The sequence below is a fragment of the Amycolatopsis sp. NPDC051371 genome, assembly GCF_040682155.1.
Taxonomy (GTDB): domain Bacteria; phylum Actinomycetota; class Actinomycetes; order Mycobacteriales; family Pseudonocardiaceae; genus Amycolatopsis.
This window is the reverse complement of sequence record NZ_JBFBAG010000017.1, coordinates 70,610-97,206: the sequence shown is the minus strand read 5'-3', so window position 1 is coordinate 97,206 and position 26,597 is coordinate 70,610. Positions and strand designations below refer to the sequence as shown.

Sequence of the window (26,597 nt, the reverse complement as noted above, 5' to 3'; positions counted from 1 at the left end):
TCCCGCGCCGGTCCGGCCGTGGCAGGAGGAGGCCCAGCGCCCGCCCGACCCGGAGGCCACGCGGTTCATCCCGCGCACCGCCGGCGTCCCGATGAACTCGCGCTGGCCGGTCGCCGACCCGGACGTCATGCGCCCGTACGACGCGCTGGCCACCCAGGTCATGCCGGCGCTCAAGACGCCGCTCGTCAAGCCGGTCGAGCCGGGTGCGGAAGCCCCGGCCAAGGCGCCGTCGCTGGCGAAGGCGTCCGGCCGGATGGCGATCGCTTCGCTGATCAGCCGGATCACCGGCTTCCTGTGGAAGCTGCTGCTGGTCGCCGCGATCGGCCAGGGCATCGCGAACGACTCGTTCAACGTCGCCAACACGATGCCGAACATCATCTTCGAGCTGCTGATGGGTGGCGTCCTCGCCAGCGTGGTCGTGCCGCTGCTGGTGCGCTCGCAGGACGAGCCCGACGGCGGCGCGGCCTACACCCAGCGGCTCATCACCGTGGCGTTCTCGCTGCTGCTGGTCGGCACGGTGGTCGCGGTGCTCGCGGCCCCGGCGTTCACCGGCCTCTACGTCGACGGCTCCGGCAAGGCCAGCTCGTCGCTGACCACGGCGTTCGCCTACCTGCTGTTGCCCGAGATCTTCTTCTACGGCGTGTTCGCGCTGCTCTCGGCGGTGCTGAACGCCAAGCAGATCTTCGGCCCGACGGCGTGGGCGCCGGTGATCAACAACCTGGTCGTCATCTTCACGATCATGGTCGTCTGGGTCATGCCGGGGGACATCGACACGGTCAACCCGTCGATCACCGACCCGAAGGTGCTGACGCTCGGCATCGGCGTCACGGGCGGCATCATCGCCCAGGCCTTCCTGCTGGTGCCGCCGCTGCTGCGGTCGGGCTTCCGGTTCAAGTGGCGCTGGGGCATCGACAAGCAGATGAAGGAGTTCGGCGGCCTCGCGCTGTGGATCCTCGGCTACGTCGCGGTGAGCCAGGTCGGCTACACGATCAACACGCGCGTGCTGACCAGCGGTTCACCCGGTGGTGTGACCGCGTACAGCAACGCCTGGCTGCTCTTCCAGCTCCCGTACGGCGTCATCGGCGTCTCGCTGCTGACGGCGATCATGCCGCGGATGAGCCGCGCGGCCGCCGACGGCGACCACAAGAAGCTGATCGGCGACCTGTCGTACGCGTCCCGGATGTCGACGGTGATGCTCGTCCCGATCTCCGCGGTGATGACCGTGGTCGGCGGCTCGATCGGCATCGCGCTGTTCACCTTCGGCAAGGGCACGATCGAGACCGCCGAGCGGCTCGGCGACGCGCTCGCGATCTCGGCGTTCGCGCTGCTGCCGTACGCGCTGGTCATGCTCCAGATGCGCGTCTTCTACGCGATGAAGGACGCCCGCACGCCGACGCTGATCATGATCGTGATGACGCTGGTCAAGGTGCCGCTGCTGTACCTGTGCCCGGTGCTGCTGACGCCCGACAACGTCGTGCTCGGCGTCATGATGGTCAACGCGCTGACGTTCGTCGTCGGGGCGATCCTCGGGCAGGTGTGGCTTTGGGTCACTTTGGGCAACCTGCGCAGCAAGCGGGTGATCGGCGTGATCCTCTTCACGGTCGTCGCCAGCGGGCTCGGCGTCGGCGCGGCCTGGGTGGCCGGGCAGGTCGTGCCGGACACGTTCGGACCCACTTTGCAGGCGTGGATCAAGCTCTTCCTGCAGGGCATCGTGGGGATCGTCGTCTCGTTCGGCGTGCTCATGGCCCTGAAGGTCGAGGAGCTGAAACCGGCGACTTCGAGGTTCACCCGGTTGATCAAGCGGGGGTAACGATTCCGGTACGGATGGCGACGACTCCCGCGTCGTATTCTGGGTAACCTTGGAGCGGGGAGCTAACGGGAGAGTGCGGGTGGACACGAGGCGGAGCGAACAGGCGGGGGGTGCGAACCACGTGGGCAAGGCCCAGGTCGGATCGCTGGCCCCCGGGCGCGTGGTCGGCGACGGCCGCTACCGCCTCCTCGCGCAGTTCGGCGTGGACGAGCGGGGTGACGCGCACCTTTGGCGTGCCCGCGACGGGCAGCTGAAGCGGGACGTCGCGCTGACCCTGCTGGTCGGCGACCCGGCCGACCCGGAAGCCGCGCGGCTCGCGCGGCGCACCCTCGAACGCGCGACCCACGCGTCCAAGTTCGGCCACGGCGGCGTCGCCCGCGTCCTCGACGTGCTCGCCCTCGGCAGCGGCATCACCTCCAGCGAAGGCCTGCTCGGCGTCGTCGTCGCGGAGTGGACCAAGGGCAGCGACCTGGTCGACCTCGTCGCGCAGCGGCCGGTGGCGCCCGCCGCGGCCGCGCGGATGGTGCAGGCACTGGCCGAAGCCGTCGAACAGGCTCATCAAAACGGGCTCGTCCTCGGGCTCGACCACCCGCAGCGGCTGCGGCTGACGCCGAACGGCGCGCTGAAGCTCGCGTTCCCCGGTCCGCTGCCGGAAGCGACGCTGCGCGACGACGTCAAGGCGCTCGGCGCGGTCCTCTACCTGCTGCTGACCGGACGCTGGGCGCTGCCCGGCGGCCCGCCCGCGATCCAGCCGGCCCCGACGACGCCGCAGGGGCGGATCGTCCCGCCGCGGCAGCTCATCCCCACGGTGCCCACCGACCTCTCGTCGCTGGCCGTGCGCACGATCGAGGACGGCGGCAACGGCGGCATCCGCACCAGCGCGGCCATCCTCCGCGTCCTCGACCAAGTGGCCGAGGAAGAGGAACGCACCCAGCTGATCAAGGCCGTCGGCGGCGACCCGGCCGAGGCCGAGGGCACCGTCTGGACGACGAAGAAGCCGGTCAAGGACGTCGCGCGGCGGCGCAAGCTCGCGCTCGGCGTCACCGTGCTGGTAGTCGCCACCGTCGTCATCCTCGCCTGGGGCGGGCTGATGCTGATCAACGTCTTCCAAGGCGACTCGAAGGCGAGCGGGCCGACGATCAACGTCGCCGCGCCGCCGGCGTCGAGCCAGCCGGCCGGGCAGCCGTCCGCGTCGAGCCAGCCGGCGCCGCCGCCGTCGCCCGCTGTGGGTGCCGCGGTGAAGCCGCAGGCCGTCGCCGTCTACAACCCCGAGGGCAAGGGCGACAACTCCTCGCGGGCGAAGTACGCGACCGACGACAAGCCCGAGACGCAGTGGCGGACCGAGCAGTACAAGCAGCAGTTCCCCGTCATCAAGCCGGGCGTCGGGCTGGTCGTCACCTTCAAGGACCCGATCACCCTCAGCCAGGTGCAGGTCTCCGGCGGAACCCCGGGAACGAAGGTCGAGATCCGCTCGGCGACCGAGAAGAACCCCGACCTGGCCGACACGAAGGTGGTCGGCAACGGCGACCTGAAGGACGGCGAGACGACGATCCCGCTGGCCCAGCCGACGCAGGGCGAGTACTTCATCGTCTGGATCACCCAGCTGGGTGGCGACGACGGGAAGTTCCAGACCGAAATCGCCGACCTGAGCTTCCTGCCTGCGGGGTGACGCACCCGACAGGGTCAGTAGGCTCTCCCGGGTGACAGCTGCAGCTCCCACGGATGCGGATCTGATAGCGGCTCACGCCGCGGGGGACCCTCATGCGTTCAGCGAACTCGTCCAGCGACATCGCGACCGCATGTGGGCGGTCGCCCTGCGCACGGTCCGCGACCCGGAAGAGGCCGCCGACGCGTTGCAGGACGCGTTCATCTCGGCCTTCCGCGCCGCCGACAAGTTCCGCGCGGAGTCGCAGGTCACGACGTGGCTGCACCGGATCGTGGTGAACGCCTGCCTCGACCGGATCCGCCGCCGCCAGGCGCGGCCGACCGTCCCGCTGCCGGAGACCGGCTTCAACGAGCCCGCCACCCCGCGCGACTCGATGGCCGAGCGCGAGACGAGCCTGCTCGTCCGCGAGGCGCTGGACCAACTGCCGGAAGACCAGCGCGCCCCGATCGTGCTCGTCGACGTCGAGGGCTACTCCGTCGCCGAGACGGCGAAGATGCTCGGCATCGCCGAAGGCACCGTGAAGAGCCGGTGTGCGCGGGGCCGCGGAAAACTCGCGAAGGTTCTCGGACACCTGCGGAACCCCGATGCGATTGCGAACGTCCCAACTCACGAAAGCAAACGGGCCGGGCGCCAGCCGGGTAGCGGGGAGGGACGATGACGGACGAAAGCCGGGGGATCGGGGGGACCGTCGGTCCGCCCTGGTCTGTCGACGTGCTCGCCGACCTCCACGCCGGTGTCCTGGACGACACTCAGGCGGCGGAGCTGTGGCCGCTGGTCGACGCCGACCCCGAGGCCCGCGCGATCCTGGACGCCCTCGACGCGACGCAAGCCGATCTGGCCTCGCTCGCCGGCGCACCCGCCCCGCCGATGCCCGCCGAGTTCGCGGCCCGGCTCGACGCGGCGCTGGCCGCCGAAGCAGCCGCCCGCTTTCCTGAACGAACACCGTCTTCGGCCGGGGGAGCCACGCCGGCACCGCGGGCGGCCGGGTCCGGGGACGCCCAGGTGGTGGACCTCGCGGCGGCCCGGCAGCGCCGGAACAAGCGGCTCGGCTGGGCCGCGGGAATCCTGACCGCGGCCGCGGCGGCGGTCGTCGCCGTGACGATCGCGATCCCGAGCACGTCGCAGCAGACCGGCACCCCGAACGTCGCGGCCCCGCCGCCGTCCGGCCCGTCGGTCGGCAGTGACGGCAGCGGCGCCCAGGCCCTGATCGGCAAGGCCGTCGGCGTCCGCGACTTCGGCCCGCTGAAGACCGAGGACAAGCTGGACGCGTGCATCGCGGCCGCCGGCCTCGACCCCAAGGTGCGGCCGGAGGGCATCCGCCCGGTGAACGTCGGCGGCAAGTCCGGCGTCATGATCATCCTGACCACCGGCAAGCTCGCCCAGTTCCGGCTCGTGGCCTTCGGCGCGGACTGCGGACCGGGCAACCCGGCCGTCCTGTTCGACAAGGTCGTCGGGGAGAAGTAGCGGCTGTCACCGCCGGGAACACCGCCACCTACGATCGTGTTGAGCCTGGTACACGGGTCACTACGAGCGGAGGTCACGGGTGGCTGCCGAGGAAATCAGGAACCTGATCATCGTCGGGTCGGGTCCTGCCGGATACACCGCTGCCGTTTACGCGGCGCGGGCCCAGCTGGAACCGCTGGTGTTCGAGGGCACGCAGTTCGGCGGCGCGCTGATGACGACGACCGAGGTGGAGAACTTCCCCGGGTTCCGCGACGGCATCATGGGTCCGGACCTGATGGAGGAGATGCGCAAGCAGGCCGAGCGCTTCGGCGCCGAGCTGCGCTCGGAGGACGTCGAGTCGGTGGAGCTGACCGGGGACGTGAAGTACGTCCACGCGAACGGCAAGCGCTACGCCGCCCGCGCGGTCGTGCTCGCCATGGGTGCCGCGGCGCGGTACCTGAACGTGCCGGGTGAGCAGGAGCTGCTCGGGCGCGGTGTGTCGGCTTGTGCGACCTGTGACGGTTTCTTCTTCCGCGACCACGACATCGTGGTGGCCGGTGGTGGCGACTCGGCGATGGAGGAAGCGACCTTCCTGACGAAGTTCGCGAAGTCCGTCACGGTCGTGCACCGGCGCGACGAGTTCCGCGCGTCGAAGATCATGCTCGAGCGCGCCCGCGCGAACGAGAAGATCAAGTGGAAGCTGAACTCGCAGATCACCGGTGTGGTCGGCGACGGCAAGGTCGAGGGCCTGCGGATCAAGGACACCAAGGACGGTTCGGAGTCGACGCTGGACGTGTCGGGCTTCTTCGTCGCGATCGGGCACGACCCCCGCAGTGCGCTGGTGCGCGGGCAGGTCGACCTGGACGAGGACGGCTACGTCGTCACGCAGGGCCGGACGTCGTTCACGAACCTCGACGGCGTCTTCGCGGCCGGTGACCTGGTGGACCGCACGTACCGGCAGGCGATCACCGCCGCGGGTTCCGGGTGCAGCGCCGCGATCGACGCGGAACGATGGCTCGCGGAGCACGGCGAAGCGGACGCGCACGAGGCGGCCGAGCTGGTCGGCGGCGGTTACGGCGCGGGCACCAACTGACTTTCGAGCTTTCGACCAACCTGAAGGAGAAACCATGTCCAACACCGTGAAGGTGACCGACGCGACGTTCGTCGATGAGGTCCTGACCAGCGAGAAGCCGGTTCTGGTCGACTTCTGGGCCACCTGGTGCGGGCCGTGCAAGATGGTCGCCCCGGTGCTCGAGGAGATCGCGGCGGAGAACGGCGAGAAGCTGACCATCGCCAAGATCGACATCGACGAGAACCCGAACACGCCGCGTGACTACCAGGTGATGTCGATCCCGACGCTGATCCTGTTCCAGGGCGGCAAGCCGGTGAAGCAGATCGTCGGCGCGAAGCCGAAGGCCGCGCTGCTGTCGGACCTCGCCGACGTCCTCTGAACCGAACAAGCCCGGCGGACCCGGGGCCTGCGGGAACCCTCCTGCGGACCCCGGGTCCGTCGTCGTTCGGGGGAATGCGGCCCGTGTGGGTGAATCGAGCGTGACGAGGGCCACCGGGGGCGCGCCACGATCGGGCTCTTGACGTACCTACCGGGCCTGCGCTGTCACCGAGAGTTGGCAAGGCACAATAGAGGACCTGGGCCCGTCCCAGCGAAGGTTTTCGTGCCACGCACCGAGCCCCCGAATCGGTGCCTTAGGAAGAGCGAGGAGTGCATGCGGGTACTCCGCCGCGGTGACGCCGGTCCGGACGTCGCCGAGATCAGGTCCATCCTGGCCGGGATGGACCTGCTCCCGCCAGTCACCGGTACCGACGACTACGACACGTTCGACGTCTCCGTCGAGCACGCCGTCCGTGCCTTCCAGCAGCGCCGTGGGCTGATGACCGACGGCATCGTGGGTCCGGCGACCTTCCAGGCGCTCAAGGGCGCCAGCTACCACCTGGGCAGCCGCCCGCTGTCGTACATGATCGCGTCCCCGGTGCACGGCGACGACGTCTTCACGCTGCAGGAGCGGCTCACTGAGCTGGGCTTCGACGCCGGCCGCCCGGACGGCTACTTCGGCGCGGCGACCGAGCGCGCGCTCAAGACGTTCCAGCGCGACATGCGCCTGACGCCCGACGGCATGTGCGGCCCCGCGACCATCCGTGAGCTGCACCGCCTGTCCTCGCCGCGGGCCCGGGGCGGCCGCCCCGTGTTCCTGCGCGAGCAGGAGCAGGTGCGCCAGGCCGGTCCCCGGCTGCGCGGCAAGCGCATCGTGATCGACCCCGGCCACGGCGGCGACGACCTCGGCGCGGTCGCCGGCGGTCTCCGTGAGGCCGACATCGCGTGGGACCTCGCGCGCCGCCTGGAAGGCCGGATGAAGGCCACGGGCATGGAGGCGCTGATCTCCCGCGGCCCGAACCACAGCCCCACGGAGCTGGAGCGCGCGAAGTTCGCCAACGACGCGGGCGCGGACCTGTTCCTCTCGCTGCACAGCGACAAGAACCCGTCGCCGCGCGCGCAGGGTGTCGCGAGCTTCCACTTCGGCAACGGCAACGGCACGACGTCGACCGTCGGCGAACTGCTGGCCGGCTTCATCCAGCGCGAGGTCGCGGCCCGCACGGGCCTGCAGGACAACCGCACGCACTACAAGTCGTGGGACATCTTCACCCGTACCCGCTGCCCGGCCGTCCGGGTCGAGATCGGCTACCTGACGAACCCGGACGACGCCCGGAAGCTCGGCGACCCGGCGTTCCGCGACATCGTCGCGGAGGGCATCCTGATCGCCGTCAAGCGCCTGTATCTGCTCGGCGAAGGCGACCAGCCGACGGGAACGTTCACGTTCGCCGACGTGCTGGCGCACGAGCTGGCCAAAGCCGAATAGGGCTGACCACAACCCCTAGCGGCTCACCTTCACCTGCCCCACCATCCCTGGGGACGCAGCCCCTGCGTCCCCAGGTTTTCGGGCAGTTCTCCACAGCTTGTCCACCGCTCCTATCAGCGCTCTGTGGATAACTCGGCACTTCTTCCACAGCCGCGCACACGCGACGGAATCCGTCGTTCGGGGCCGGGCGAAGCTACGGCGCAAACGTTTGCGACCAGGTCAGGCGCGGCCGAGACTGGGTTCGGCCGTGGTGATCGTCACCTGGCCGAGCAGCCGCTCCAGCGCCGCCTCGACGTCTTCCTTCCAGGTGATCGCCGAGCGCAGTTCCAGGCGCAGGCGCGGCCACTTCTGGTGCGGGCGGACGGTCTTGAAGCCGACGCTCTGCAGGAACGCCGCCGGCAGCACGCAGCTGTGGCCGCCGTCCGGGTCGGTCTCCTCGGGACGCGCGTCGCCGAACGCCTCGATGGCGCGCACGCCGCGTTTCGTCAGGTCCTTGGCGACCGCCTGGACGAGCATCCGGCCGAGGCCGCCACCGCGGAACTCCGGGAGCACCTGGAACGCCGTCAGCAGGACCGCGTCGGCGCTCGGCGGGGACGTCGGGAAGGCCAGCGAGCGCGGGACGGCGTTCGGCGGGGCGTACAGCACGAACCCGACCGGCAGCGTGTCGCTGTAGACGATGCGGCCGCAGGAACCCCACTCGAGCAGGACGCTCGAGACCCAGGCTTCCTTTTCGACCTCGGTCGCGCCGAACTCCTCGGCCTGGTTCTTCAGGTGCGGGGCCAGCTCCCAGTAGACGCACCTGCGGCAGCTCTTCGGCAGGTGCTCCAGGTTGTCCAGTGTGACGCCCACAACGCGACGTGACACCCGCGACCTCCCTGACCTGCGCTCCCGACCGGCTGCCCGGTCGTCAAGCCGTGCGGTGGAACAGCACGATCACGGGAGCCATGGTCGAGGATAGGCCGATGTGACGAGCGCCGAAAGGCCAGGGGTACCGGATGGGTGCACGGTTACACTCGACTGGATCTGCCGTGCCCGTTACAAGCAGCCCTGTCCATCGAGCCCCGGGTGAATCGTCGATGACCGAGAACCGCCCCAGCAAGCCGCAGCGCGGCCGCCAGAACCTCGACCCGCACCTCGAGCGGTACGCCGCGCGCACCGCCGGGATGACCGCCTCCGAGATCCGGGCACTGTTCGCGGTGGCCAGCCGGCCCGAGGTCGTCTCGCTGGCCGGTGGCATGCCGAACCTGGCCGCGCTCCCGCTCGACACGCTGTCGGCGCAGGTGGCGGAGATCATCGCCGAGGACGGCCTCGTCGCCCTGCAGTACGGCTCGGCGCACGGCGTCCCGGTGCTGCGCGAGCAGATCTGCGAAATCATGGCCCTGGAGGGCATCAAGGCGCACCCGGACGACGTCGTGGTGACCGTCGGCTCCCAGATGGGCCTGGACATGGTCACGCGGCTGTTCTGCGACCCGGGTGACGTCGTGATCGCCGAAGGCCCGTCGTACGTCGGCGCGCTGGGCTCGTTCGCCGCCTACCAGGCGCAGGTCGTGCACGTGGCGATGGACGAGAACGGCCTGGTGCCCGAGTTGCTGCGCGAGGCGCTCGCGCAGACCGAGAAGGCCGGCCGCCGGGTCAAGTTCCTCTACACGATCCCGAACTTCCACAACCCCGCCGGCGTCACGCTGGCCGTCGAGCGCCGCGAGGAGATCCTCGAGATCTGCCGCGACCACGGCGTCCTGGTCGTCGAAGACAACCCGTACGGGTTGCTCGGCTTCGACGGTCAGGTGTACCCGGCGCTGCGCTCGACCGACCCCGACAACGTCGTGTACCTCGGCTCGTTCTCGAAGACGTTCGCCTCGGGCCTGCGCGTCGGCTGGGTGCTCGCGCCGCACGCCGTGCGCGAGAAGCTCGTCCTGGCCGCGGAGTCGGCGACGCTGTGCCCGCCGACGTTCAACCAGATGATCGTGTCGCGCTACCTGGCCACGCACGACTGGAAGGGCCAGATCAAGAAGTTCCGCGAGAACTACCGCGACCGGCGCGACGCGATGCTGTCCGCGCTCGAGCAGTACCTGCCCGCGGGCTGCTCGTGGACCAAGCCGGACGGCGGGTTCTACGTCTGGGTGACGGTGCCGGAGGGCGTCGACACGAAGGCGATGCTGCCGCGCGCGGTGACCGCGCGAGTGGCGTACGCGTCCGGAACCGGCTTCTACGCCGACGGGTTCGGCAGCCGCCAGATGCGGCTGTCCTACTGCTACCCGACGCCGGAGCGGATCCGTGAGGGCGTGCGGCGGCTGGCCGCCGTGCTGGAGTCCGAAATGGACCTCGCGCGCACCTTCGGTAACGTGAGCGCGCGCCAGATCCAGGGGCCGCAGAATCCCTCCCCGGACACGGTCTAATTCTTTCCAGCTAAGGAGTTTCCACGGTGGTCGACCGTACCGTTGCCGTGCTCGCCGGCGGGCTTTCGCACGAACGCGACGTCTCGCTGAGGTCCGGGCGACGGCTCTCCGCGGCGCTGAAGTCCGAAGGCCTCGGCATCGAAGAATGGGACACCGACGCGGGGTTGCTGGAGCGCCTGCGCACCCAGCGCCCGGACGCGGTGGTCGTCGCCCTGCACGGTGGCGAAGGCGAGAACGGCTCGGTGCAGACGGTCCTGGAGATGCTGGAGGTCCCGTTCGTCGGCACCGGCTCCCAGGGTTGCCGACGCGCGTGGGACAAGCCGACGGCCAAGGCGCTCGTCGAGAACGCCGGGTTCGTGACGCCGAGCTGGGTGGTGCTGCCGCACAGCACGTTCCGCGAGCTCGGCGCCCAGGCGGTGCTCGACGCGATGGTCGAGCAGCTCGGCCTGCCGCTGATCCTCAAGCCCGACCAGGGCGGCTCGGCGCTCGGCACCCAGGTGGTCCGCGAAGCGGCGGAACTGCCGGCGGCGATGGTCGGCTGCTTCGCGTACGGCGACACGGTGCTCGCCGAGCGGTTCGTGGACGGCGTCGAGGTGGCCGTGACGGTGATCGAGGGCGAGAACGGACCCGAGGCCCTCCCCGCGGTCGAGATCGTCCCGGAGAGCGGCGTGTACGACTACACGGCCCGCTACACCGCCGGCCTGACCGACTTCTTCACCCCGGCCCGGCTCGACGACGCCGCGGCCAAGGCGGTGGCCGAGCTCGCCGTCGCCGCGCACCGCGTGCTCGGGCTGCGGGACATCTCCCGCACCGACGCGGTCGTCACGGCGGACGGCACCGTGCACTTCCTCGAAGTGAACCCGTCGCCGGGTCTGACCGAGACGTCGACGGTGCCGATGGCGATCGAGGCCGCGGGCAAGTCGCTCGGCGCCGTGTTCGCCGAACTGATCGGGCGCGCGATTTCCCGCTGACTCTTCGCACGCGAAAGGCCGCCTCGGAAAGTCCGTGGCGGCCTTTTTCGTGTCGCGACCGATCATCACTGGATGTGGTCGTCGCGACTGCGTCGAGCAATCATCACCGTGACGAAACACCCTGGGGTGATCCCTAATCGGTTTTCGGTGTCTGATTCGCCCCATTCGCGTCGATGATCGAGACGATGCGCTCGAGGTCGTCGACCGAGCCGAACTCGAGCGTGATCCGGCCCTTGCGACGGCCGAGGTCGACCTTCACCCGGGTGTCGAACCGGTCCGAGAGGCGGTTCGCGAGCTCCTGCAAACCCGGCGCCTGGATCGGCTTGCGCGCCGCGGGCTTCGGCTTGGCCGGCTTCTCGCTCTTCTTGAGCGTGACGGCTTCCTCGGTCGCCCGGACCGACATGCCTTCCGCGATGATGCGCGCGGCGAGCTCTTCCTGGCTGTCGGCGTCCTCCAGCGACAGCAACGCGCGGGCGTGGCCGGCGGACAGGACGCCCGCGGCCACCCGGCGCTGCACCGGCAGGGGGAGCTTGAGGAGCCGGATCGTGTTGGTGATGACCGGCCGGCTGCGGCCGATGCGGCTCGCCAGCTCCTCGTGCGTTACGGCGAACTCGTCAAGCAGCTGCTGGTACGCCGCCGCCTCTTCGAGCGGGTTCAGCTGGACGCGGTGGATGTTCTCCAGGAGCGCGTCGCGCAGCATCGACTCGTCGGCGGTCTGCCGGACGATCGCCGGGATCGCTTCGAGCTCCGCCTGCTGTGACGCGCGCAGCCGCCGCTCGCCCATGACGAGCTCGTACTCGTTGTCCCCGAGTTCGCGGACGACGATGGGCTGCATGAGCCCGAACTCGCGGATCGAATGCTCGAGTTCGGAGAGCGCGTCCTCGTCGAAGACCTGACGCGGCTGCTTCGGGTTCGGCTTGATCGAGCCGACCGGGATCTCGCGGTAGACCGCGCCGGCGACCTCACCGGCGTGCGTCTTCGCCTGACCGTTCGCCGCGAACCAGCCCTTGTCCTCGGCCGCCTTCTTCTCCGCCGCCGTGGCGTCCGCGGGCGCGGGCAGGGGGCCGCCGCCGGTGGGGCCGGTCGGGATGAGTGCGGCGAGGCCGCGCCCCAGCCCTCCTCTGCGTTCGGTCATGTGGAACTACCCTTCTCCATCTGTGCGCCGCGCTCGGCGATCTCCTTCGCCGCGTCGACGTAGCTCATCGCACCGCGCGAACCGGGATCGTAAGCGAGGACGGTCTGGCCGTACCCGGGCGCCTCGGAGACCTTCACGCTGCGGGGGATGACCGTCTTGAGGACCGTGTCGCCGAAGTGGTTTCGCACCTCGTTCGTCACCTGGTCGGCCAGCTTGGTCCGGCCGTCGTACATGGTGAGGAGGATCGTCGAGACGCGGAGCTCGCGGTTGAGGTGCTGCTGCACGAGCTCGATGTTGCTCAGCAGCTGCCCGAGCCCTTCGAGCGCGTAGTACTCGCACTGGATCGGGATGAGCACCTCCTGCGCGGCGACCATCGCGTTGACCGTCAGCAGGCCGAGCGACGGCGGGCAGTCGATGAAGACGTAGTCAACGCCGATCTCGTCGAGGATCTCGGAGGAGATGGCCTCCTTGAGCCGGGACTCGCGGGACGCCATCGAGACGAGCTCGATCTCGGCGCCGGCGAGGTCGATCGTCGCGGGCACGCAGAAGAGGTTGGGGGACTGCTCGGTCGGCTGGGCGGCGTCCGCGAGCGACACCTCGCCAATCAGCACCTCGTAGATGGACGGCGTCCCGGACCGGTGGTCGACGTCGAGCGCGGTGCTCGCGTTGCCCTGTGGGTCGAGGTCGACGACGAGCGTCTTGAGCCCGTGGACGGCGAGCGCGGCGGCGAGGTTGACCGTGCTCGTGGTCTTGCCGACGCCGCCCTTCTGGTTGGCGACGGTCATCACGCGACGACGGCCGGGGCGGGGAAGCGTCCTCTCGGGGTTCAGCAGTCGAGCGGCGCGGGCGGCTTCTTCGGCGATCGGGGTCCAGCCCACGTCGGGCGTGGTCTCCGTGGAGTCGGACGGCGGGGGATTCACCGGTCTCGACACCTCCTCCATATAGACGTCTGGTCGGTGGTCGAGTCGCGTCGTTTCACGTGGAACACCGCGGCTCGTTAACGCTTCCTGCTCCGCGCCTTCGGCTTGACTGCCGACGGGAGGCGACGGATCTTCACGACCGTGCTGGGGACCTCTAGTACTGCGGCACCGCATTCGACAATCAGTGGGGCGGCCCCGCCGGCCTTGCGGATGGCGGCGCCGTCCCGCTCGATCTCGTCCGCCGCGCTGGCGCCCTTGAGGGCGACCAGGAAGCCGTCGGGACGAACGAGCGGCAGGCACCAGTCCGCGAGCCGGGCGAGCGGGGCGACCGCGCGAGCGGTGACGATGTCGGCGCCACCGTGCTGCTCACGCACAGGCCGCTCCTCCGCGCGTCCACGGACGATGGTGATCGGGAGTTCCAGCTTCTCGGCCACCTCGGCCAGCCAGTCCACCCGGCGAGCCATCGGTTCAAGCAAGACGATATCGAGGTCCGGCCGCGCGATCGCGAGCGGTACTCCCGGAAGCCCGGCACCCGACCCCACATCGACGACGCGGGCGCCTTCCGGCATCTGCTCACCGATGACAGCCGAATTGAGGACGTGCCGCTCCCACAGCCGCTCGACCTCCCGCGGCCCGATCAGCCCGCGCTCGACACCGTGGCGTTCCAGGAGTTCGACGTACCCAGCGGCTTGGTCCACGCGCTCACCGAACACTCGCTCCGCCGCGGCCCGCACCGCCACCGCGACCTGATCCAAGCTCACTCCGTCTACTCCTCGTCCGCGCGTTTCACGTGAAACGCGCTTCTTCGATTGTCCCCGATGTCGAGGCGAAAACGAGCCGACAGTCCGCAGATGTGGAGAACTCCACTCGGCCAGAGGCCCGCGGCGGACGGTTCCACGTGAAACACCGGGTGTCGTCGACCCAGTTCCACGTGAAACATCAAGCGTGTAATTCGCTTCCGCCGTGCGCCGTGACCGCCGCCCGGACGATCGACAGCCCCAGACCCGCGCCGTGACGCGCCGTGCGGGCCACCCCCGCCCGGCGGAACGGCTCGAACAGCTCCGGCACCGCCGCCGGGTCCACCAACCCACCGGACGAGCGCACCTGCAGCATCGACCACTGTGGCCCCGGCTGCGTCACGACCTCCAGCCAGCCGCCCTCGACGTTGTGGCGGACCGCGTTCTCCAGCAGGTTGCCCGCGATCCGCTCCAGCAGCGCCGGGTCGCCGAACGCCGGCGCCGGCACCACCGCGAACGTCGCCCGGATCCCGCGCTGCTCGGCTTCGTTGCGCGCCGCGCGCCACGCCCGGTCGACGACCGCCGCGAGGTCGACCGGCTCCCGGACCCCGAGGCCGGCGCCGTCCGTGCGGGCCAGCAGCAACAGGGAGTTGACCAGCTGCCCGGCGCGTTCGGTCGCGTCGCGGACCACCCACCCATCCGACGCACCCAGCACAAAAAGAAGCGGCCCCACCCGAAGGTGGGGCCGCTTCGCAAAACCGGGAGTCAGGACTCCGGGAAGATCACCACACGGCGCTTCGGGTCTTCGCCCTCGCTCTCGCTCGTGACGCCCGAAACCGTCGCCACCGCGTCGTGGACCACCTTGCGTTCGAACGGGCTCATCGGCTGCAGCCGCACCCGCTCGCCGCTCGAGAGGACCGACTCCGCCGTGGAGCGGCCGAGCTCGCGCAGCTCCTCGCGGCGGTCCGCGCGCCAGCCCGCGATGTCCAGCATCAGCCGGCTGCGGGATCCGGTCTCCTGCTGGACCGCCAGGCGGGTCAGCTCCTGCAGCGCCTCGAGCACCGTGCCGCGGGGGCCGACGAGCTTCTCGAGGTCCTCGCCGCCGTCGATGCTCACGATCGCGCGGCCCGCCTCGACGTCCAAGTCGATGTCGCCGTCGTAGTCGAGCAGGTCGAGCAGCCGCTCGAGGTAGTCGCCGGCGATGTCACCCTCTTGCACGAGGACGTCGTCACCACCCGCCTTCTGCTCGTCCACTGCGTCCGCAGAAGCGGCCGGCTCCGGGGTCACGTCGTCCTGATCGGCGTCGATCGTGTCGATCGTCTCCGACATCATTCGTCTCCTCTCCGAACCGGTCGCGCCTCAGCGGCGCTTCCGGCCCGACTTCCTGGTCGAGTCTTTGAGAAGGCCCGGCACCCCCGTGCCGTTGTCCTTCGAGCCGTTCTGGCCGTTGGTGTCGGCCGGGGCCGAGTCGGCCGCGGCCGCGACCTCCGCGGCCTTGGCGGCAGCCTCCGCGGGCGTGGTCTGGGCGAAGCCGTGAGCCGAGCCCGCCTTCGTGACCTTCTTCTGCGAGCCGCCCTGCGCGGGCTGGTTCTTCTTCTGCTGGACCGGCTTCTGGCCGACCTTCGGCGCGGTCGGCTTCTGCCCCGGCTTCGGGCCGAGCGTCGCGCGCTTCTCCGCGGCCTCCGCCTTGCGCGCCGCCTCTTCCTTGTCGATCTTCGTGTAGACGAGGCGCTGCTGCATCAGAGTCCAGCCGTTGTTCGCCAGCCAGTAGAAGAGGAGGCCGAGCGGGAACAGCGCACCGAAGACGAGCACACCGAGCGGGAAGACGTACATCGTCAGCTTGTTCATGATCGCGGTCTGCGAGGTGGCCGACGCGGCGTTCTGGCGGGCCACCGAGTGCCGCGCGGTGAGGTGCGTGGCGATCGACGCGACGATCATCAGGGGCAGCGCGACCGGGAGCACGCCCCACTGGAAGCCGACGTTCGCGGCACCACCGCTGACGACACCGACACCGTTGTAGACGGCCTCACCGAGGTTGACGCCGAACAGCTTCGCACTGACATACGAGTGGACGTCAGCCTGCGAGAAGAAGTAGTTCTCGGTCTTCACGCCACCACCGGGCGGCGGCATCGTGAACGCGCGGAGCACGTGGTTCAGGCCGATGAACACCGGGATCTGCAGCAGCATCGGCAGGCAGCTGCCGAGCGGGTTGACCCCGTGCTCGCGCTGGAGCTTCTGCATCTCCTGCGCTTGGCGCTGCTTGTCGTTCGCGTACTTCTTCTGGACCTTCTTCATCTCCGGCGCGAAGTCCTGCATCTTCTTCATCGACCGGACCTGGTTCACGAACGGCTTGAACATGATGCCGCGGACCGTGAACGTGAGGAAGATGATGCCGAGGATCCAGGAGATCGCCGTCGCTTCACCGAAGACGAACCCGAAGACCTTGTGCCAACACCAGAGGATGAAGGACACGGGGTAGTAGATGAAATCGAGCACTGCTGCTACTCCTCGATCGGTGTTTCAGGTCTGCGGTGTCGCCACGAGAACGTCTCGGGGACCGGGTCGCGGCCGGGCATGGTCCACGGGCCGCAGCGCAAGAGCCGGCGCGCCGCGAGGTAGGAGCCCCGGCCGGCGCCGTGCCGGGTCAGGGCTTCGACCGCGTACGCGCTGCAGCTCGGGTAGAACCGGCAAGCGGGCGGGAGGAAAGGCGAGATCGCCTTCCGGTAGAGCTTGATGGGGAGCAACAGGACCCAGGCGACGGGACCGGGCCGCGGGGGCGTGGTCTCCACGTCGTGGTGGTGGTCGTGCTCGGGGGTGGCTCGCATGCCGGTCACACCGCTGATCCGTGGTCGGGGGCCGCGTCCGCGGGACGCGTCGGGCGTGGGGCATCCCCGGCCGGACGGCGCGACGGCGACAGTCCCAGCCGACCCGACACCAGTCCCAGACGACGCAGTGCGGCGTCGAGATCGGCTCCGAGCTCCGCGCTGGACGCGGTCGCGGACGGCGGCAATGCCCGTACGACCAACGCACTGCCGGCGGGCAGGGTTCCGAGCCGGGCCGAAACGAGATGACGCAACCGGCGGGTGACGCGGTGGCGGACCACCGAGTTCCCCACGGCCTTGCTCACCACAAAACCCGCCCGTGCCGCCGACGTGACGTCGGCGGCCTCGGACGGGTCCGTGGTCAGTGCGTGGACGACGAGGCGGCGCCTGCCTGCCCGGGATCCGCGACGGAGAACCACGCGGAAGTCCTCACTCCGCCGCAGACGTGCGGCAGCCGGCAGCACGGCGCGCCCCGACGAACCGGATCAGGCCGACAGCGCTTCGCGGCCCTTGCGACGGCGGCCCGCGAGGATGGCCCGGCCGGCGCGGGTCCGCATGCGCAGGCGGAACCCGTGGGTCTTCGCGCGGCGGCGGTTGTTCGGCTGGAAGGTGCGCTTACCCTTGCTCACTGCTTCTCCTGTGTGTCGCGTCGGACGGGAGGAAAGGTCCCTCCGCCTGGCGTGTCGTGCGGGCGCACGGCAGTCTCTGGTGTCTCCTACCAACGTGTGGCCTCGTCACGACGAGCGACGACAACGTGGGCACGCGAATAGCACCCGTCGCATACGGGAGACCTTACGAGGGTACGCACCCCCGTCCGGCGCCCGGTAAGCACCCCCTCGGCCACCGTCCGCGACCGGGCCGCGAAGCCGAGATCATCGACGCCGCGGCACCGAATGGCAACACGCCGTACACCGTGAAATGCTTGCGACCCAGGATGCCTTGTGGCAGCGGGCGGGGCTTGTTAGCGTGCCTCTCTCGGGTCACCCGTCGAGGTGCACGAGTATCCGGGTGGTGGAGTGCCCACCGGCGTACGACGAGCCCGCAGGTGGCGTCGCCGCGGGTCGCCGTACATTAGTGCACAGCTGTGGACAACTATGTGGATATTCGCTGTGCCGATGCGCACGCAGGTCCGCCGGGGAGCGCCGGACCGCGTGACCAGGGTCGTTCGGCCGTCCACGCCGACGAGGGGAGGGGAGCCGAACAGGTGTCGGATCATCAGCACAATCTGGGCGTCATCTGGGAACAGGTGGTACGCGAACTGTCCGACGGGACCCTGTCCCCCCAGCAGCGCGCGTGGATGCGGGTCACCCGCCCGATCGGCCTGCTCGACGGCACCGCGCTCCTGGCGGCCCCCAGCGACTTCGCGAAGGAAGCGATCGAACGCGGTCTCCGCGGCGCGATCACCGACGCGCTCTCCCGGCGCCTCGGCCGCGCCATCTCGCTCGCGGTGAAGGTCGACAGCACCGAAGCGGTCGCCCCGGTCCCCGCGCCCCACTACGTGCCGTCACCCGGCCGGGTGGAAAACGGCGCCGGCCCGGAGCCGGCTCCCGTGCCGAGGCCGGGTCCCGGCCCGATGATGCCGCCGCCGCGTCCCGAGCCCACGCCGCCGCTGCCCGCGCACCAGTCCCTCGCCCCGAAGCCCGACGACGGTGACGACACGGACGAAGAAGTCGACGAAGAGGGCGAAGCGCTCGCCGCCGTCCACGAGATCTGGCCGACGTTCTCCGGCCAGCCGATCGCCGGCCAGCCCTACACCGCGCCGGCGCAGCCGCAGACGTCGAAGACGAAGCTGAACGAGAAGTACACCTTCGACACGTTCGTCATCGGCGCGTCCAACCGCTTCGCGCACGCGGCCGCGGTCGCCGTCGCCGAAGCACCGGCCCGCGCGTACAACCCCCTCTTCATCTGGGGTGAGTCCGGGCTCGGCAAGACGCACCTGCTGCACGCGGTCGGCCACTACGCGCAACGGCTCTTCCCGGGCATGCGCGTGCGGTACGTCTCGACCGAAGAGTTCACGAACGACTTCATCAACTCGCTGCGAGACGACCGCAAGGTCGCGTTCCAGCGGCGCTACCGCGACATCGACATCCTGCTCGTCGACGACATCCAGTTCCTGGAAGGCAAAGAAGGTACGCAGGAAGAGTTCTTCCACACCTTCAACACCCTCCACAACGCGAACAAGCAGATCGTCGTCAGCTCCGACCGCCCGCCCAAGCGCCTCGAGACGCTGGAAGACCGGTTGCGGACGCGGTTCGAGTGGGGCCTGATCACCGACATCCAGCCGCCCGAGCTCGAGACGCGCATCGCGATCCTCCGCAAGAAGGCGGCGCAGGACAGGCTGGCGGTGCCGGGCGACGTCCTGGAGTTCATCGCTTCGCGCGTCGAGGCGAACATCCGGGAGCTCGAAGGCGCGCTCATCCGCGTCACCGCGTTCGCGTCGCTGAACCAGCAGCCGGTGGACGCCGCGCTGGCTGAAATCGTGTTGCGGGACCTCATCCCCGACTCCCACGCCCCGGAGATCACCGCGCCCACGATCATGGGCGTCATCTCCGAGTTCTTCGACGTCTCGCTCGACGACCTGTGCGGCCCCGGCAAGACGAAGGCGCTCGCCACGTCCCGCCAGATCGCCATGTACCTCTGCCGCGAGCTGACCGACATGTCGCTGCCGAAGATCGGGCAGACGTTCGGCGGCCGCGACCACACGACCGTCATGCACGCGGACAAGAAGATCCGCAAGGAGATGGCCGAGCGCCGGCGCATCTACGACCAGGTGCAGGAGCTGACGTCGCGCATCAAGCAGCGCGCCCGCCAGTAGCACATCCCTTGTCCCGCAACGACTTCGGGGCGTCCACGCACTGTGGACGCCCCTTTGTCGTCTTTGGACTGTCCGAAGCACGCGAAGCAGCGAAGCCGCGTACGTGCGCTTCGCAAACTCGCGAAAATCGTTTGTACACAAGCAACTTTCCCCATGGTGTGGGCAGATTGCCCACAGTGCCAACGGATCTCCCATCAGCGACGATGCCGGATCCGTCCACACCCCGCCCACAGGTGATCCACAGTGAATCCACACCTTTGTCCACGCTGATTCCACAGGTTGCCCACATTGTGTGCACAGGACGGCCCGGTCACTCGGAAGAGGGGTTCGGACCCCTCCGCGCACCCCCAGACCCTGGGTACAGATCGCCTCACACCTGGGGACAACCGTGGGGACAACTGGGGACAGCTGTGGACGAATCGGGGGTCGCCCGAAACCATCCACGGGTGCCTCGATCTACCCACAGGACTGTTACCCCGGTTGTCCCCACGCCCGCGACTGCTCCGACCTGCGCAAAGGAGCTCCATCCACACAATCCACAACGCTTACTACTGCTACTGCCTTTTAAGATCTCTTCTAAGAGAGAAAAGATAAAAACAGGCGATCGACGAAGTTGGGGACAAGCGCGAGATCCTGTCGTCAAGTCGACAAAGTCAAGGGGAGGCCGAAGTGACGGCAGCCCCCGCGACGGCCTAACGTGGATGCCTGCACCTGGTCCGTGCTTCGGCTGATCGAGCGGAGGGCGGACCGGCCGGACGGGGCAGCCGGTCACTGCCCAGCCAGAGCGAGGCCTGGCCCGAGCCGACAGGGGCTCGGACGTCGAAAGGAAACGCGCATGAAGATCCGCGTCGAGCGTGACGGGCTCGCCGACGCCGTCGCGTGGGTGGCGAGAAGCCTCCCCTCCCGGCCTCCTGTGCCGGTTCTGGGCGGTGTGCTCCTCGACGCCGGTTCCGACGGCGACACCGACGCCCTGACGGTCTCGGGCTTCGACTACGAGGTTTCCGCCACGGTCGGCGTCCCGGCGACGATCGCCGACGGCGGCCGCCTGCTGGTGTCCGGGCGCCTGCTCGCCGACATCACCAAGGCGCTGCCCGCGCAGCCGGTCGAGATCTCCGTCGACGGCGCGCGCGCCACCATCACGTGCGGCACCGCGCGGTTCTCCCTGCCGACCATGCCGGTCGAGGACTACCCGCAGCTGCCCACCCAGCCCGCCTTCGCCGGCGAGCTCGCCGGCGACGCGTTCGGCCAGGCCGTGTCCCAGGTCGTCGTCGCCTCGGGCAAGGACGACACGCTGCCGATGCTCACCGGCATGCGGCTCGAGATCTCCGGCAGCTCCCTGACCATGGTCGCGACCGACCGCTTCCGGCTCGCCATGCGCGAGTTCACCTGGCAGCCGGCCGAGGGCCTGGCCGACGCCGCGGTGCTCGTCCCGGCGCGCACCCTCGCCGAAGCCGCGAAGACGCTCGGCGCCAGCGGCGCCACGATCCGCCTCGCGCTCGCCAGCGGCGAAGGTCTGCTCGGCCTGTCCGGTTCCGGGCGCTACACGACGACCCGCCTGCTCGACGCGGAGTTCCCGCCGTACCGCCAGTTGCTGCCCGCGTCGCACACCTCACGCGCGGTCATCGAGGTGTCCGCTCTCACCGAGAGCATCAAGCGCGTTTCGCTGGTGGCGGAGCGGGGGACTCAGGTACGACTGGAGTTCGGGGACAACACGCTGCGGTTGTCCGCGGGCGGCGACGACGAGGGAAGCGCCGAAGAGGAGCTCCAGGTCGAGTACGAAGGTGAGCCGGTGACCATCGCGTTCAACCCGGGTTACCTCGTCGACGGCCTCGGCGCGCTCCACAGCGACCGGGCGGAGCTGACGTTCACGACGCCGAACCGCCCCGCGTTGATCAAGCCCGCCGACCCCGAGGGCAACGTCGTCCCCGGTTACCTCTACCTCCTGATGCCGGTCCGCCTTCCCGGCTGACCCGCACACTTCGTTAGCACGTAAGGGGATCCGATGGTTCAGCTCGGTCTGATCGGCCTGGGCAAGATGGGCTTCAACATGCGTGAGCGGCTGCGCGCGGCCGGTCACGAGGTGGTCGGCTACGACCGCAACCCGGACGTCAGCGACACGACGTCGCTCGAGGACCTGGTGTCCAAACTGGACGCCCCGCGGATCGTCTGGATCATGGTCCCCGCCGGCGACCCGACGCGGCAGACCATCACCGAGCTGGGCAATCTGCTCACCGAAGGCGACATGGTTATCGACGGCGGCAACTCGAAGTACACCGACGACAAGCTGAACGCCGACCTCCTCGCCGCGAAGAAGATCGGGTACGCCGACTGCGGCGTCTCCGGTGGTGTGTGGGGCAAGGACAACGGCTACGGCCTGATGGTCGGCGGCACGACCGCGGACGTCGAGCGGGCGATGCCGATCTTCGACGCGCTGCGCCCGGAAGGCCCGCGTGAGGAAGGCTTCTCGCACGCGGGCGACGTCGGCGCGGGTCACTACGCGAAGATGATCCACAACGGCATCGAGTACGGCATGATGCAGGCCTTCGCGGAAGGCTTCGAGCTGCTCGAGGCCGCGAAGGTCGTCAACGACGTGCCCGCGGTGATCAAGGGCTGGCAGCGCGGCACGGTCGTCCGGTCCTGGCTGCTCGACCTGCTCGTGCGCGCGCTCGACGAGGACCCGGACCTGGACGACCTCGAGGGCTACGTCGAGGATTCCGGCGAAGGCCGCTGGACACTGGAAGAGGCGATCAACAACGCGGTGCCGGCGCCGGTCATCTCGGCCGCGCTCTTCGCGCGCTTCGCGTCGCGCCAGGAGCACTCGGCCGCGATGCGCGCGGTCGCCGCGCTGCGCAACCAGTTCGGCGGGCACGCCGTGAAGAAGGCCGGCGGATAAGGGCGGTCTCCGAAAGTAGACACCGTGTATCTGCGGCACCTCCAGGTCACCGACTTCCGCTCTTGGCCCCAGGCCGATCTCGCGCTCGAACCGGGGCCGACCGTGCTGGTCGGCCAGAACGGTCGCGGCAAGACCAACCTGCTCGAGGCGATCGGGTACGTCGCGACGCTGGGCTCGCACCGCGTCGCGACGGACGCGCCGCTGATCCGGCACGGTTGCGAGCGTGCGCTGGTGCGGGTCGCGGTGGTCAACGACGACCGCGAGCTGACGGTCGAGCTCGAGATCACCGCCGGCCGCGCGAACCGCGCCCGGGTCAACCGCGGCGCGGTCGGCCGGCCGCGCGACGTGCTCGGGATCCTGCGCACGGTGCTGTTCTCGCCGGAGGACCTCGCGCTCGTCCGGGGCGACCCGGGTGAGCGACGCCGGTTCCTCGACGAGCTCCTCGTGCTGCGCGCGCCGCGGTACGCGGGGGTCCGGGCCGACTACGAGAAGGTGCTGAAGCAGCGCAACGCCCTGCTCAAGACGGCCGGGAAGCGGCGTACGGGGCGCGAAGACCCGTACGCGCTGTCGACGCTGGAAGTCTGGGACGACCACCTCGCCGTGACGGGCGCGGAGCTGCTGGCCGCGCGCCTGAACCTCGTCGCGGACCTCGGGCCGTACACGGCTTCGGCGTACATGGGGGTCGCGCCGGACTCGCGGCCGGCGAAGATCTCCTACCGGTCGTCGCTGGGTGACGCCCTCCCGGAGACGTACGGCGTACCGGATGGCGAACGGGCGCAACCCGAAGTCCTCAAGGACGTCTTGCTCAAGGCGCTCGGAGAGGCTCGGAAGGCCGAGCTCGAGCGCGGGATCAGCCTGGTCGGCCCGCACCGGGACGAGCTGGAGCTGATCCTGGGCCAGGCGCCGGCCAAGGGCTACGCGAGCCACGGCGAGTCGTGGTCGTTCGCGCTCGCCCTCCGGCTCGGCAGCTACGAGCTGCTGCGCGCGGAGGCGGGTGAGCCGGTGCTGCTGCTCGACGACGTGTTCGCCGAGCTGGACCGCAAGCGCCGGGCCCGGCTGGCCGAGGTGGCCGCGAGCGCCGAACAGGTGCTGGTGACCGCCGCGGTCGACGAAGACGTGCCCGGGGAGCTCGCCGGGTCCCGGTTCGTGGTGGCGGATGGTGAGATTTCGCGTGGCTGAACAGGGCGGACCGGATTCGCCAAGATCAAGTCGCACACCCCGTGTGACTGCCGACACAGCAGTTACCCACCGATCTGGGGACAAACCTGTGGACAGTGTGGATAAACCCGTGCCCGAGTTATCGCCGCGCGTGACCAAAACGCCGAAACGGCCGCTTGACACCCCCCGCGCGGGGGGTAACCCACCTGGGAACGCCGCTTCCGGCACGCAGCGTGAAGACGGCACTGCTCCGAACGAGACCACCGGCCGGGACCTCGCCCACGCCGCGCTCGAAGCGGCGAAGGCCAAGGCCAAGGAACGAGGCACCTCGCCGGGGTACCGGCGGCGCGCCGTCGGCGGCGGGGGCCAGAACCCGCGGCGCCGCCGCTGGTCGGGGCCGGGTGCGGACCCGCGTGACCCGCAGCCGCTCGGCCGGCTCGTCTCGCGGCTGGTCAGCGACCGCGGCTGGAACGAGAGTGTCACGACCGCCCGCGTCTTCGCCCAGTGGGCCCGCCTGGTCGGCGAAGACGTCGCCGAACACGCGCAGCCGGTCGCGCTCAAGGACGGCGAACTCACCGTCCGCGCCAGCTCCACGGCGTGGGCCACCCAGCTCCGGTTGCTGCAGGGAAAGCTGCTGCACAAGATCGCGGCGGGGGTCGGGAACGGCGTCGTCAAGCGCATGCGGATCCAGGGTCCGACCGCCCCGAGCTGGCGGAAAGGGCCCCGGCACGTGCCTGGTCGCGGCCCGCGTGACACGTACGGCTGACCCGGGTTGCGTGATGCTCGGTTGAATGCCCCGAGAACGCATTCAGACCTCCCGAGATACGTCAAGACTCGGCTAGAACCGATTTCGTCCGTCTGTGACGCGCTCAGGGGTGTCCTTGCCGCATGTCAGCGGACGCGGCCAAGTACACTGGAGGAGAGCGAGCGTCCGCTCGGGCGAGACGAGGAGAAACAACGCCTGTGACCGAGAACAAGAGCGAGTACAACGCGTCGTCGATCACGGTGCTCGAAGGCCTCGAAGCGGTCCGCAAACGTCCCGGCATGTACATCGGTTCCACCGGTGAACGCGGGCTGCACCACCTCGTCCAGGAGGTCGTCGACAACTCGGTCGACGAAGCCATGGCCGGGCACGCCACCAAGGTAGAGGTTACCCTCCTGGCCGACGGCGGGGTGCGCGTCGTCGACGACGGCCGCGGCATCCCGGTCGACATGCACCCCAAGGAGAACAAGCCGACCATCGAGGTCGTGCTCACCCAGCTGCACGCGGGCGGCAAGTTCGACAGCGACTCCTACGCGGTGTCCGGCGGCCTGCACGGCGTCGGCATCTCCGTGGTGAACGCGTTGTCGACGAAGCTGCTCGCCGAGGTCAAGTACGGCGGCCGCAGCTGGCGCCAGCTGTACACCGACCAGGTCCCGGGGCCCCTCGAAGACCTCGGCCCGGCGACCGAGACCGGCACGACGATGACGTTCTGGGCCGACGGCGGCATCTTCGAGACCACGACGTACAACTTCGAGAACATCTCGCGCCGGCTGCAGGAGATGGCGTTCCTCAACAAGGGGCTGACGCTGTCCCTGCGCGACGAGCGCGTCGCCGACGAGGAGACCGAGGCGGACGCCGAGGGCAAGGTCGCCCGCGTCAAGGAAAAGGTCTACTGCTACCCGGGTGGGCTCGAGGACTTCGTCAAGCACATCAACGGCAGCAAGGACCCGATCCACGCCAGCGTGATCTCCTTCGACGCCAAGGGCACCGGCCTCGAGGTCGAGGTCGCGATGCAGTGGAACACCGGGTTCACGCCGTCGGTCTACACGTTCGCCAACACGATCAACACCCACGAGGGCGGCACCCACGAAGAAGGCTTCCGCGCCGCGCTGACCCGCGTCGTCAACACGTACGCGCGCGACAAGAAGCTGCTCAAGGAGAAGGACACCAACCTGACCGGTGACGACGTGCGCGAGGGCCTCGCCGCGATCGTCTCGATCAAGCTGGGCGAGCCGCAGTTCGAGGGCCAGACCAAGACCAAGCTGGGCAACAGCGAGGCTAAGACGTTCGTGCAGCAGCAGACGAACGAATGGCTGGCCGACTGGTTCGAGCGCAACCCCACCGAGGCGAAGACGATCATCAACAAGTCGATCTCCTCGGCGCAGGCCCGGATGGCCGCGCGCAAGGCGCGTGACCTCGTCCGCCGCAAGGGCGCGCTCGACATCGGCGGCCTGCCCGGCAAGCTGAAGGACTGCCGCTCCACCAAGCCGGAGGAGTGCGAGCTCTACATCGTCGAGGGCGACTCGGCCGGCGGCTCGGCCAAGGAAGGCCGCGACTCGATGTACCAGGCGATCCTGCCGATCCGCGGCAAGATCATCAACGTCGAGAAGGCCCGCATCGACCGCGTCCTCAAGAACACCGAGGTCCAGTCGCTGATCACGGCGCTGGGCACCGGCATCCACGACGAGTTCGACCTCGAGAAGCTGCGGTACCACAAGATCGTGCTGATGGCCGACGCCGACGTCGACGGCCAGCACATCACCACGCTGCTGCTCACCCTGCTGTTCCGGTTCATGAAGCCGCTGATCGAGCACGGCCACGTCTTCCTGTCGCGGCCGCCGCTGTACAAGATCAAGTGGCCGCGGGCCGAGCCGGAGTACGTGTACTCCGACAACGAGCGCGACGCCGTCATCCGCGCGGGTGTCGAGGCCGGCAAGCGGCTGCCGAAGGACGACGCGATCCAGCGCTACAAGGGTCTCGGCGAGATGAACGCCGAAGAGCTGTGGGAGACCACGATGGACCCGGCCAACCGCCTGCTGGGCCGGGTCACGATGGACGACGCCGCCCAGGCCGACGACCTGTTCTCGGTCCTGATGGGCGAGGACGTCGAGGCCCGCCGATCGTTCATCACGCGCAACGCGAAGGACGTTCGCTTCTTGGACGTGTAGGCGTTCCCCGCTCTTTGTCCCCCTAGG

24 protein-coding genes and 1 pseudogene are annotated in these 26,597 nt (G+C 69.5%); 15 read left to right on the top strand and 10 right to left on the bottom strand.

Going from position 1 to position 26,597, the window contains the following annotated elements:
* Window positions 1-91 precede the first annotated feature (91 nt).
* The 7 genes from murJ to AB0M59_RS21915 all read left to right on the top strand — a co-directional run bounded on the left by murJ (window position 92) and on the right by AB0M59_RS21915 (window position 7,792).
* A complete protein-coding gene (gene murJ, locus AB0M59_RS21945; protein WP_364617796.1) occupies window positions 92-1,810 on the top strand; it encodes a murein biosynthesis integral membrane protein MurJ in 1,719 nt (572 codons plus the stop codon).
* Between the two features lie 121 nt (window positions 1,811-1,931).
* Window positions 1,932-3,479: a protein kinase family protein gene (locus AB0M59_RS21940; protein ID WP_364617657.1), complete on the top strand. Its 1,548-nt coding sequence runs from the start codon at window positions 1,932-1,934 to the stop codon at window positions 3,477-3,479.
* A 31-nt stretch (window positions 3,480-3,510) separates the two neighbouring features.
* Window positions 3,511-4,134, top strand: coding sequence for an RNA polymerase sigma factor SigM (gene sigM, locus AB0M59_RS21935; RefSeq protein ID WP_086679039.1), 624 nt, complete (start codon window positions 3,511-3,513; stop codon window positions 4,132-4,134).
* On the top strand, window positions 4,131-4,940 hold the full coding sequence (locus AB0M59_RS21930) for a hypothetical protein (RefSeq protein ID WP_364617655.1): 810 nt from the start codon (window positions 4,131-4,133) through the stop codon (window positions 4,938-4,940). Before sigM ends, AB0M59_RS21930 begins: the two co-directional genes overlap by 4 nt.
* Window positions 4,941-5,019: 79 nt before the next feature.
* On the top strand, window positions 5,020-6,012 hold the full coding sequence (trxB, locus tag AB0M59_RS21925) for a thioredoxin-disulfide reductase (protein WP_364617653.1): 993 nt from the start codon (window positions 5,020-5,022) through the stop codon (window positions 6,010-6,012).
* 34 nt (window positions 6,013-6,046) lie between these two features.
* Window positions 6,047-6,370: a thioredoxin gene (gene trxA, locus AB0M59_RS21920; protein ID WP_020642536.1), complete on the top strand. Its 324-nt coding sequence runs from the start codon at window positions 6,047-6,049 to the stop codon at window positions 6,368-6,370.
* Window positions 6,371-6,643: 273 nt separating this feature from the next.
* Entirely contained in the window at window positions 6,644-7,792 is a 1,149-nt protein-coding gene (locus AB0M59_RS21915) for an N-acetylmuramoyl-L-alanine amidase (protein ID WP_155548290.1), read from the top strand.
* A 219-nt stretch (window positions 7,793-8,011) separates the two neighbouring features.
* Here AB0M59_RS21915 and AB0M59_RS21910 read toward each other — a convergent pair whose 3' ends face one another.
* Window positions 8,012-8,656 (bottom strand): GNAT family N-acetyltransferase, encoded by a 645-nt coding sequence (locus tag AB0M59_RS21910; protein WP_364617651.1) that lies wholly within the window; start codon window positions 8,654-8,656, stop codon window positions 8,012-8,014.
* A gap of 212 nt (window positions 8,657-8,868) precedes the next feature.
* On the opposite strand from AB0M59_RS21910, the gene AB0M59_RS21905 reads away from it, so the two are divergent.
* The gene (locus AB0M59_RS21905) at window positions 8,869-10,188 is read left to right on the top strand and encodes a PLP-dependent aminotransferase family protein (protein WP_364617650.1); all 1,320 of its coding nucleotides are present in this window, start codon (window positions 8,869-8,871) and stop codon (window positions 10,186-10,188) included.
* 26 nt (window positions 10,189-10,214) lie between these two features.
* Window positions 10,215-11,159, top strand: a complete 945-nt coding sequence (locus tag AB0M59_RS21900) for a D-alanine--D-alanine ligase (RefSeq protein ID WP_364617648.1) — start codon at window positions 10,215-10,217, stop codon at window positions 11,157-11,159.
* Window positions 11,160-11,292: 133 nt separating this feature from the next.
* Here AB0M59_RS21900 and AB0M59_RS21895 read toward each other — a convergent pair whose 3' ends face one another.
* The 9 genes and pseudogenes from AB0M59_RS21895 to rpmH form a co-directional block, all read right to left on the bottom strand.
* A complete protein-coding gene (locus AB0M59_RS21895) occupies window positions 11,293-12,294 on the bottom strand; it encodes a ParB/RepB/Spo0J family partition protein (RefSeq protein ID WP_364617646.1) in 1,002 nt (333 codons plus the stop codon).
* Window positions 12,291-13,235, bottom strand: coding sequence for a ParA family protein (locus tag AB0M59_RS21890; RefSeq protein ID WP_364617644.1), 945 nt, complete (start codon window positions 13,233-13,235; stop codon window positions 12,291-12,293). The genes AB0M59_RS21895 and AB0M59_RS21890 overlap by 4 nt, the downstream gene beginning before the upstream one ends.
* Window positions 13,236-13,291: 56 nt before the next feature.
* Window positions 13,292-13,975, bottom strand: a complete 684-nt coding sequence (gene rsmG, locus AB0M59_RS21885; protein WP_364617642.1) for a 16S rRNA (guanine(527)-N(7))-methyltransferase RsmG — start codon at window positions 13,973-13,975, stop codon at window positions 13,292-13,294.
* Between the two features lie 178 nt (window positions 13,976-14,153).
* Window positions 14,154-14,642, bottom strand: a pseudogene (locus tag AB0M59_RS21880) (HAMP domain-containing sensor histidine kinase); the annotation flags it as partial.
* Window positions 14,643-14,716: 74 nt separating this feature from the next.
* Window positions 14,717-15,280 (bottom strand): R3H domain-containing nucleic acid-binding protein, encoded by a 564-nt coding sequence (locus tag AB0M59_RS21875; RefSeq protein WP_364617640.1) that lies wholly within the window; start codon window positions 15,278-15,280, stop codon window positions 14,717-14,719.
* 30 nt (window positions 15,281-15,310) lie between these two features.
* On the bottom strand, window positions 15,311-16,447 hold the full coding sequence (yidC, locus tag AB0M59_RS21870) for a membrane protein insertase YidC (protein WP_364617638.1): 1,137 nt from the start codon (window positions 16,445-16,447) through the stop codon (window positions 15,311-15,313).
* A gap of 5 nt (window positions 16,448-16,452) precedes the next feature.
* Entirely contained in the window at window positions 16,453-16,776 is a 324-nt protein-coding gene (yidD, locus tag AB0M59_RS21865) for a membrane protein insertion efficiency factor YidD (protein ID WP_364617636.1), read from the bottom strand.
* Between the two features lie 5 nt (window positions 16,777-16,781).
* Complete coding sequence (gene rnpA / locus AB0M59_RS21860; RefSeq protein ID WP_364617634.1) at window positions 16,782-17,237, bottom strand: ribonuclease P protein component; 456 nt, start codon at window positions 17,235-17,237, stop codon at window positions 16,782-16,784.
* 21 nt (window positions 17,238-17,258) lie between these two features.
* Window positions 17,259-17,402, bottom strand: coding sequence for a 50S ribosomal protein L34 (gene rpmH, locus AB0M59_RS21855; protein WP_364388428.1), 144 nt, complete (start codon window positions 17,400-17,402; stop codon window positions 17,259-17,261).
* A gap of 575 nt (window positions 17,403-17,977) precedes the next feature.
* On the opposite strand from rpmH, the gene dnaA reads away from it, so the two are divergent.
* The 6 genes from dnaA (at window position 17,978) to gyrB (ending at window position 26,570) form a co-directional block, all read left to right on the top strand.
* Window positions 17,978-19,588 carry a chromosomal replication initiator protein DnaA gene (gene dnaA / locus AB0M59_RS21850; protein WP_364617632.1) on the top strand — a complete coding sequence of 537 codons (1,611 nt, stop codon included), beginning with the start codon at window positions 17,978-17,980 and terminating at the stop codon, window positions 19,586-19,588.
* An 835-nt stretch (window positions 19,589-20,423) separates the two neighbouring features.
* The gene (gene dnaN / locus AB0M59_RS21845) at window positions 20,424-21,557 is read left to right on the top strand and encodes a DNA polymerase III subunit beta (protein ID WP_364617630.1); all 1,134 of its coding nucleotides are present in this window, start codon (window positions 20,424-20,426) and stop codon (window positions 21,555-21,557) included.
* 33 nt (window positions 21,558-21,590) lie between these two features.
* On the top strand, window positions 21,591-22,481 hold the full coding sequence (gene gnd / locus AB0M59_RS21840; protein WP_364617628.1) for a phosphogluconate dehydrogenase (NAD(+)-dependent, decarboxylating): 891 nt from the start codon (window positions 21,591-21,593) through the stop codon (window positions 22,479-22,481).
* A 24-nt stretch (window positions 22,482-22,505) separates the two neighbouring features.
* On the top strand, window positions 22,506-23,660 hold the full coding sequence (gene recF, locus AB0M59_RS21835; RefSeq protein WP_364617626.1) for a DNA replication/repair protein RecF: 1,155 nt from the start codon (window positions 22,506-22,508) through the stop codon (window positions 23,658-23,660).
* Window positions 23,661-23,790: 130 nt separating this feature from the next.
* Entirely contained in the window at window positions 23,791-24,405 is a 615-nt protein-coding gene (locus AB0M59_RS21830) for a DciA family protein (RefSeq protein ID WP_364617794.1), read from the top strand.
* A 197-nt stretch (window positions 24,406-24,602) separates the two neighbouring features.
* On the top strand, window positions 24,603-26,570 hold the full coding sequence (gene gyrB, locus AB0M59_RS21825) for a DNA topoisomerase (ATP-hydrolyzing) subunit B (protein ID WP_364617624.1): 1,968 nt from the start codon (window positions 24,603-24,605) through the stop codon (window positions 26,568-26,570).
* Window positions 26,571-26,597 lie beyond the last annotated feature (27 nt).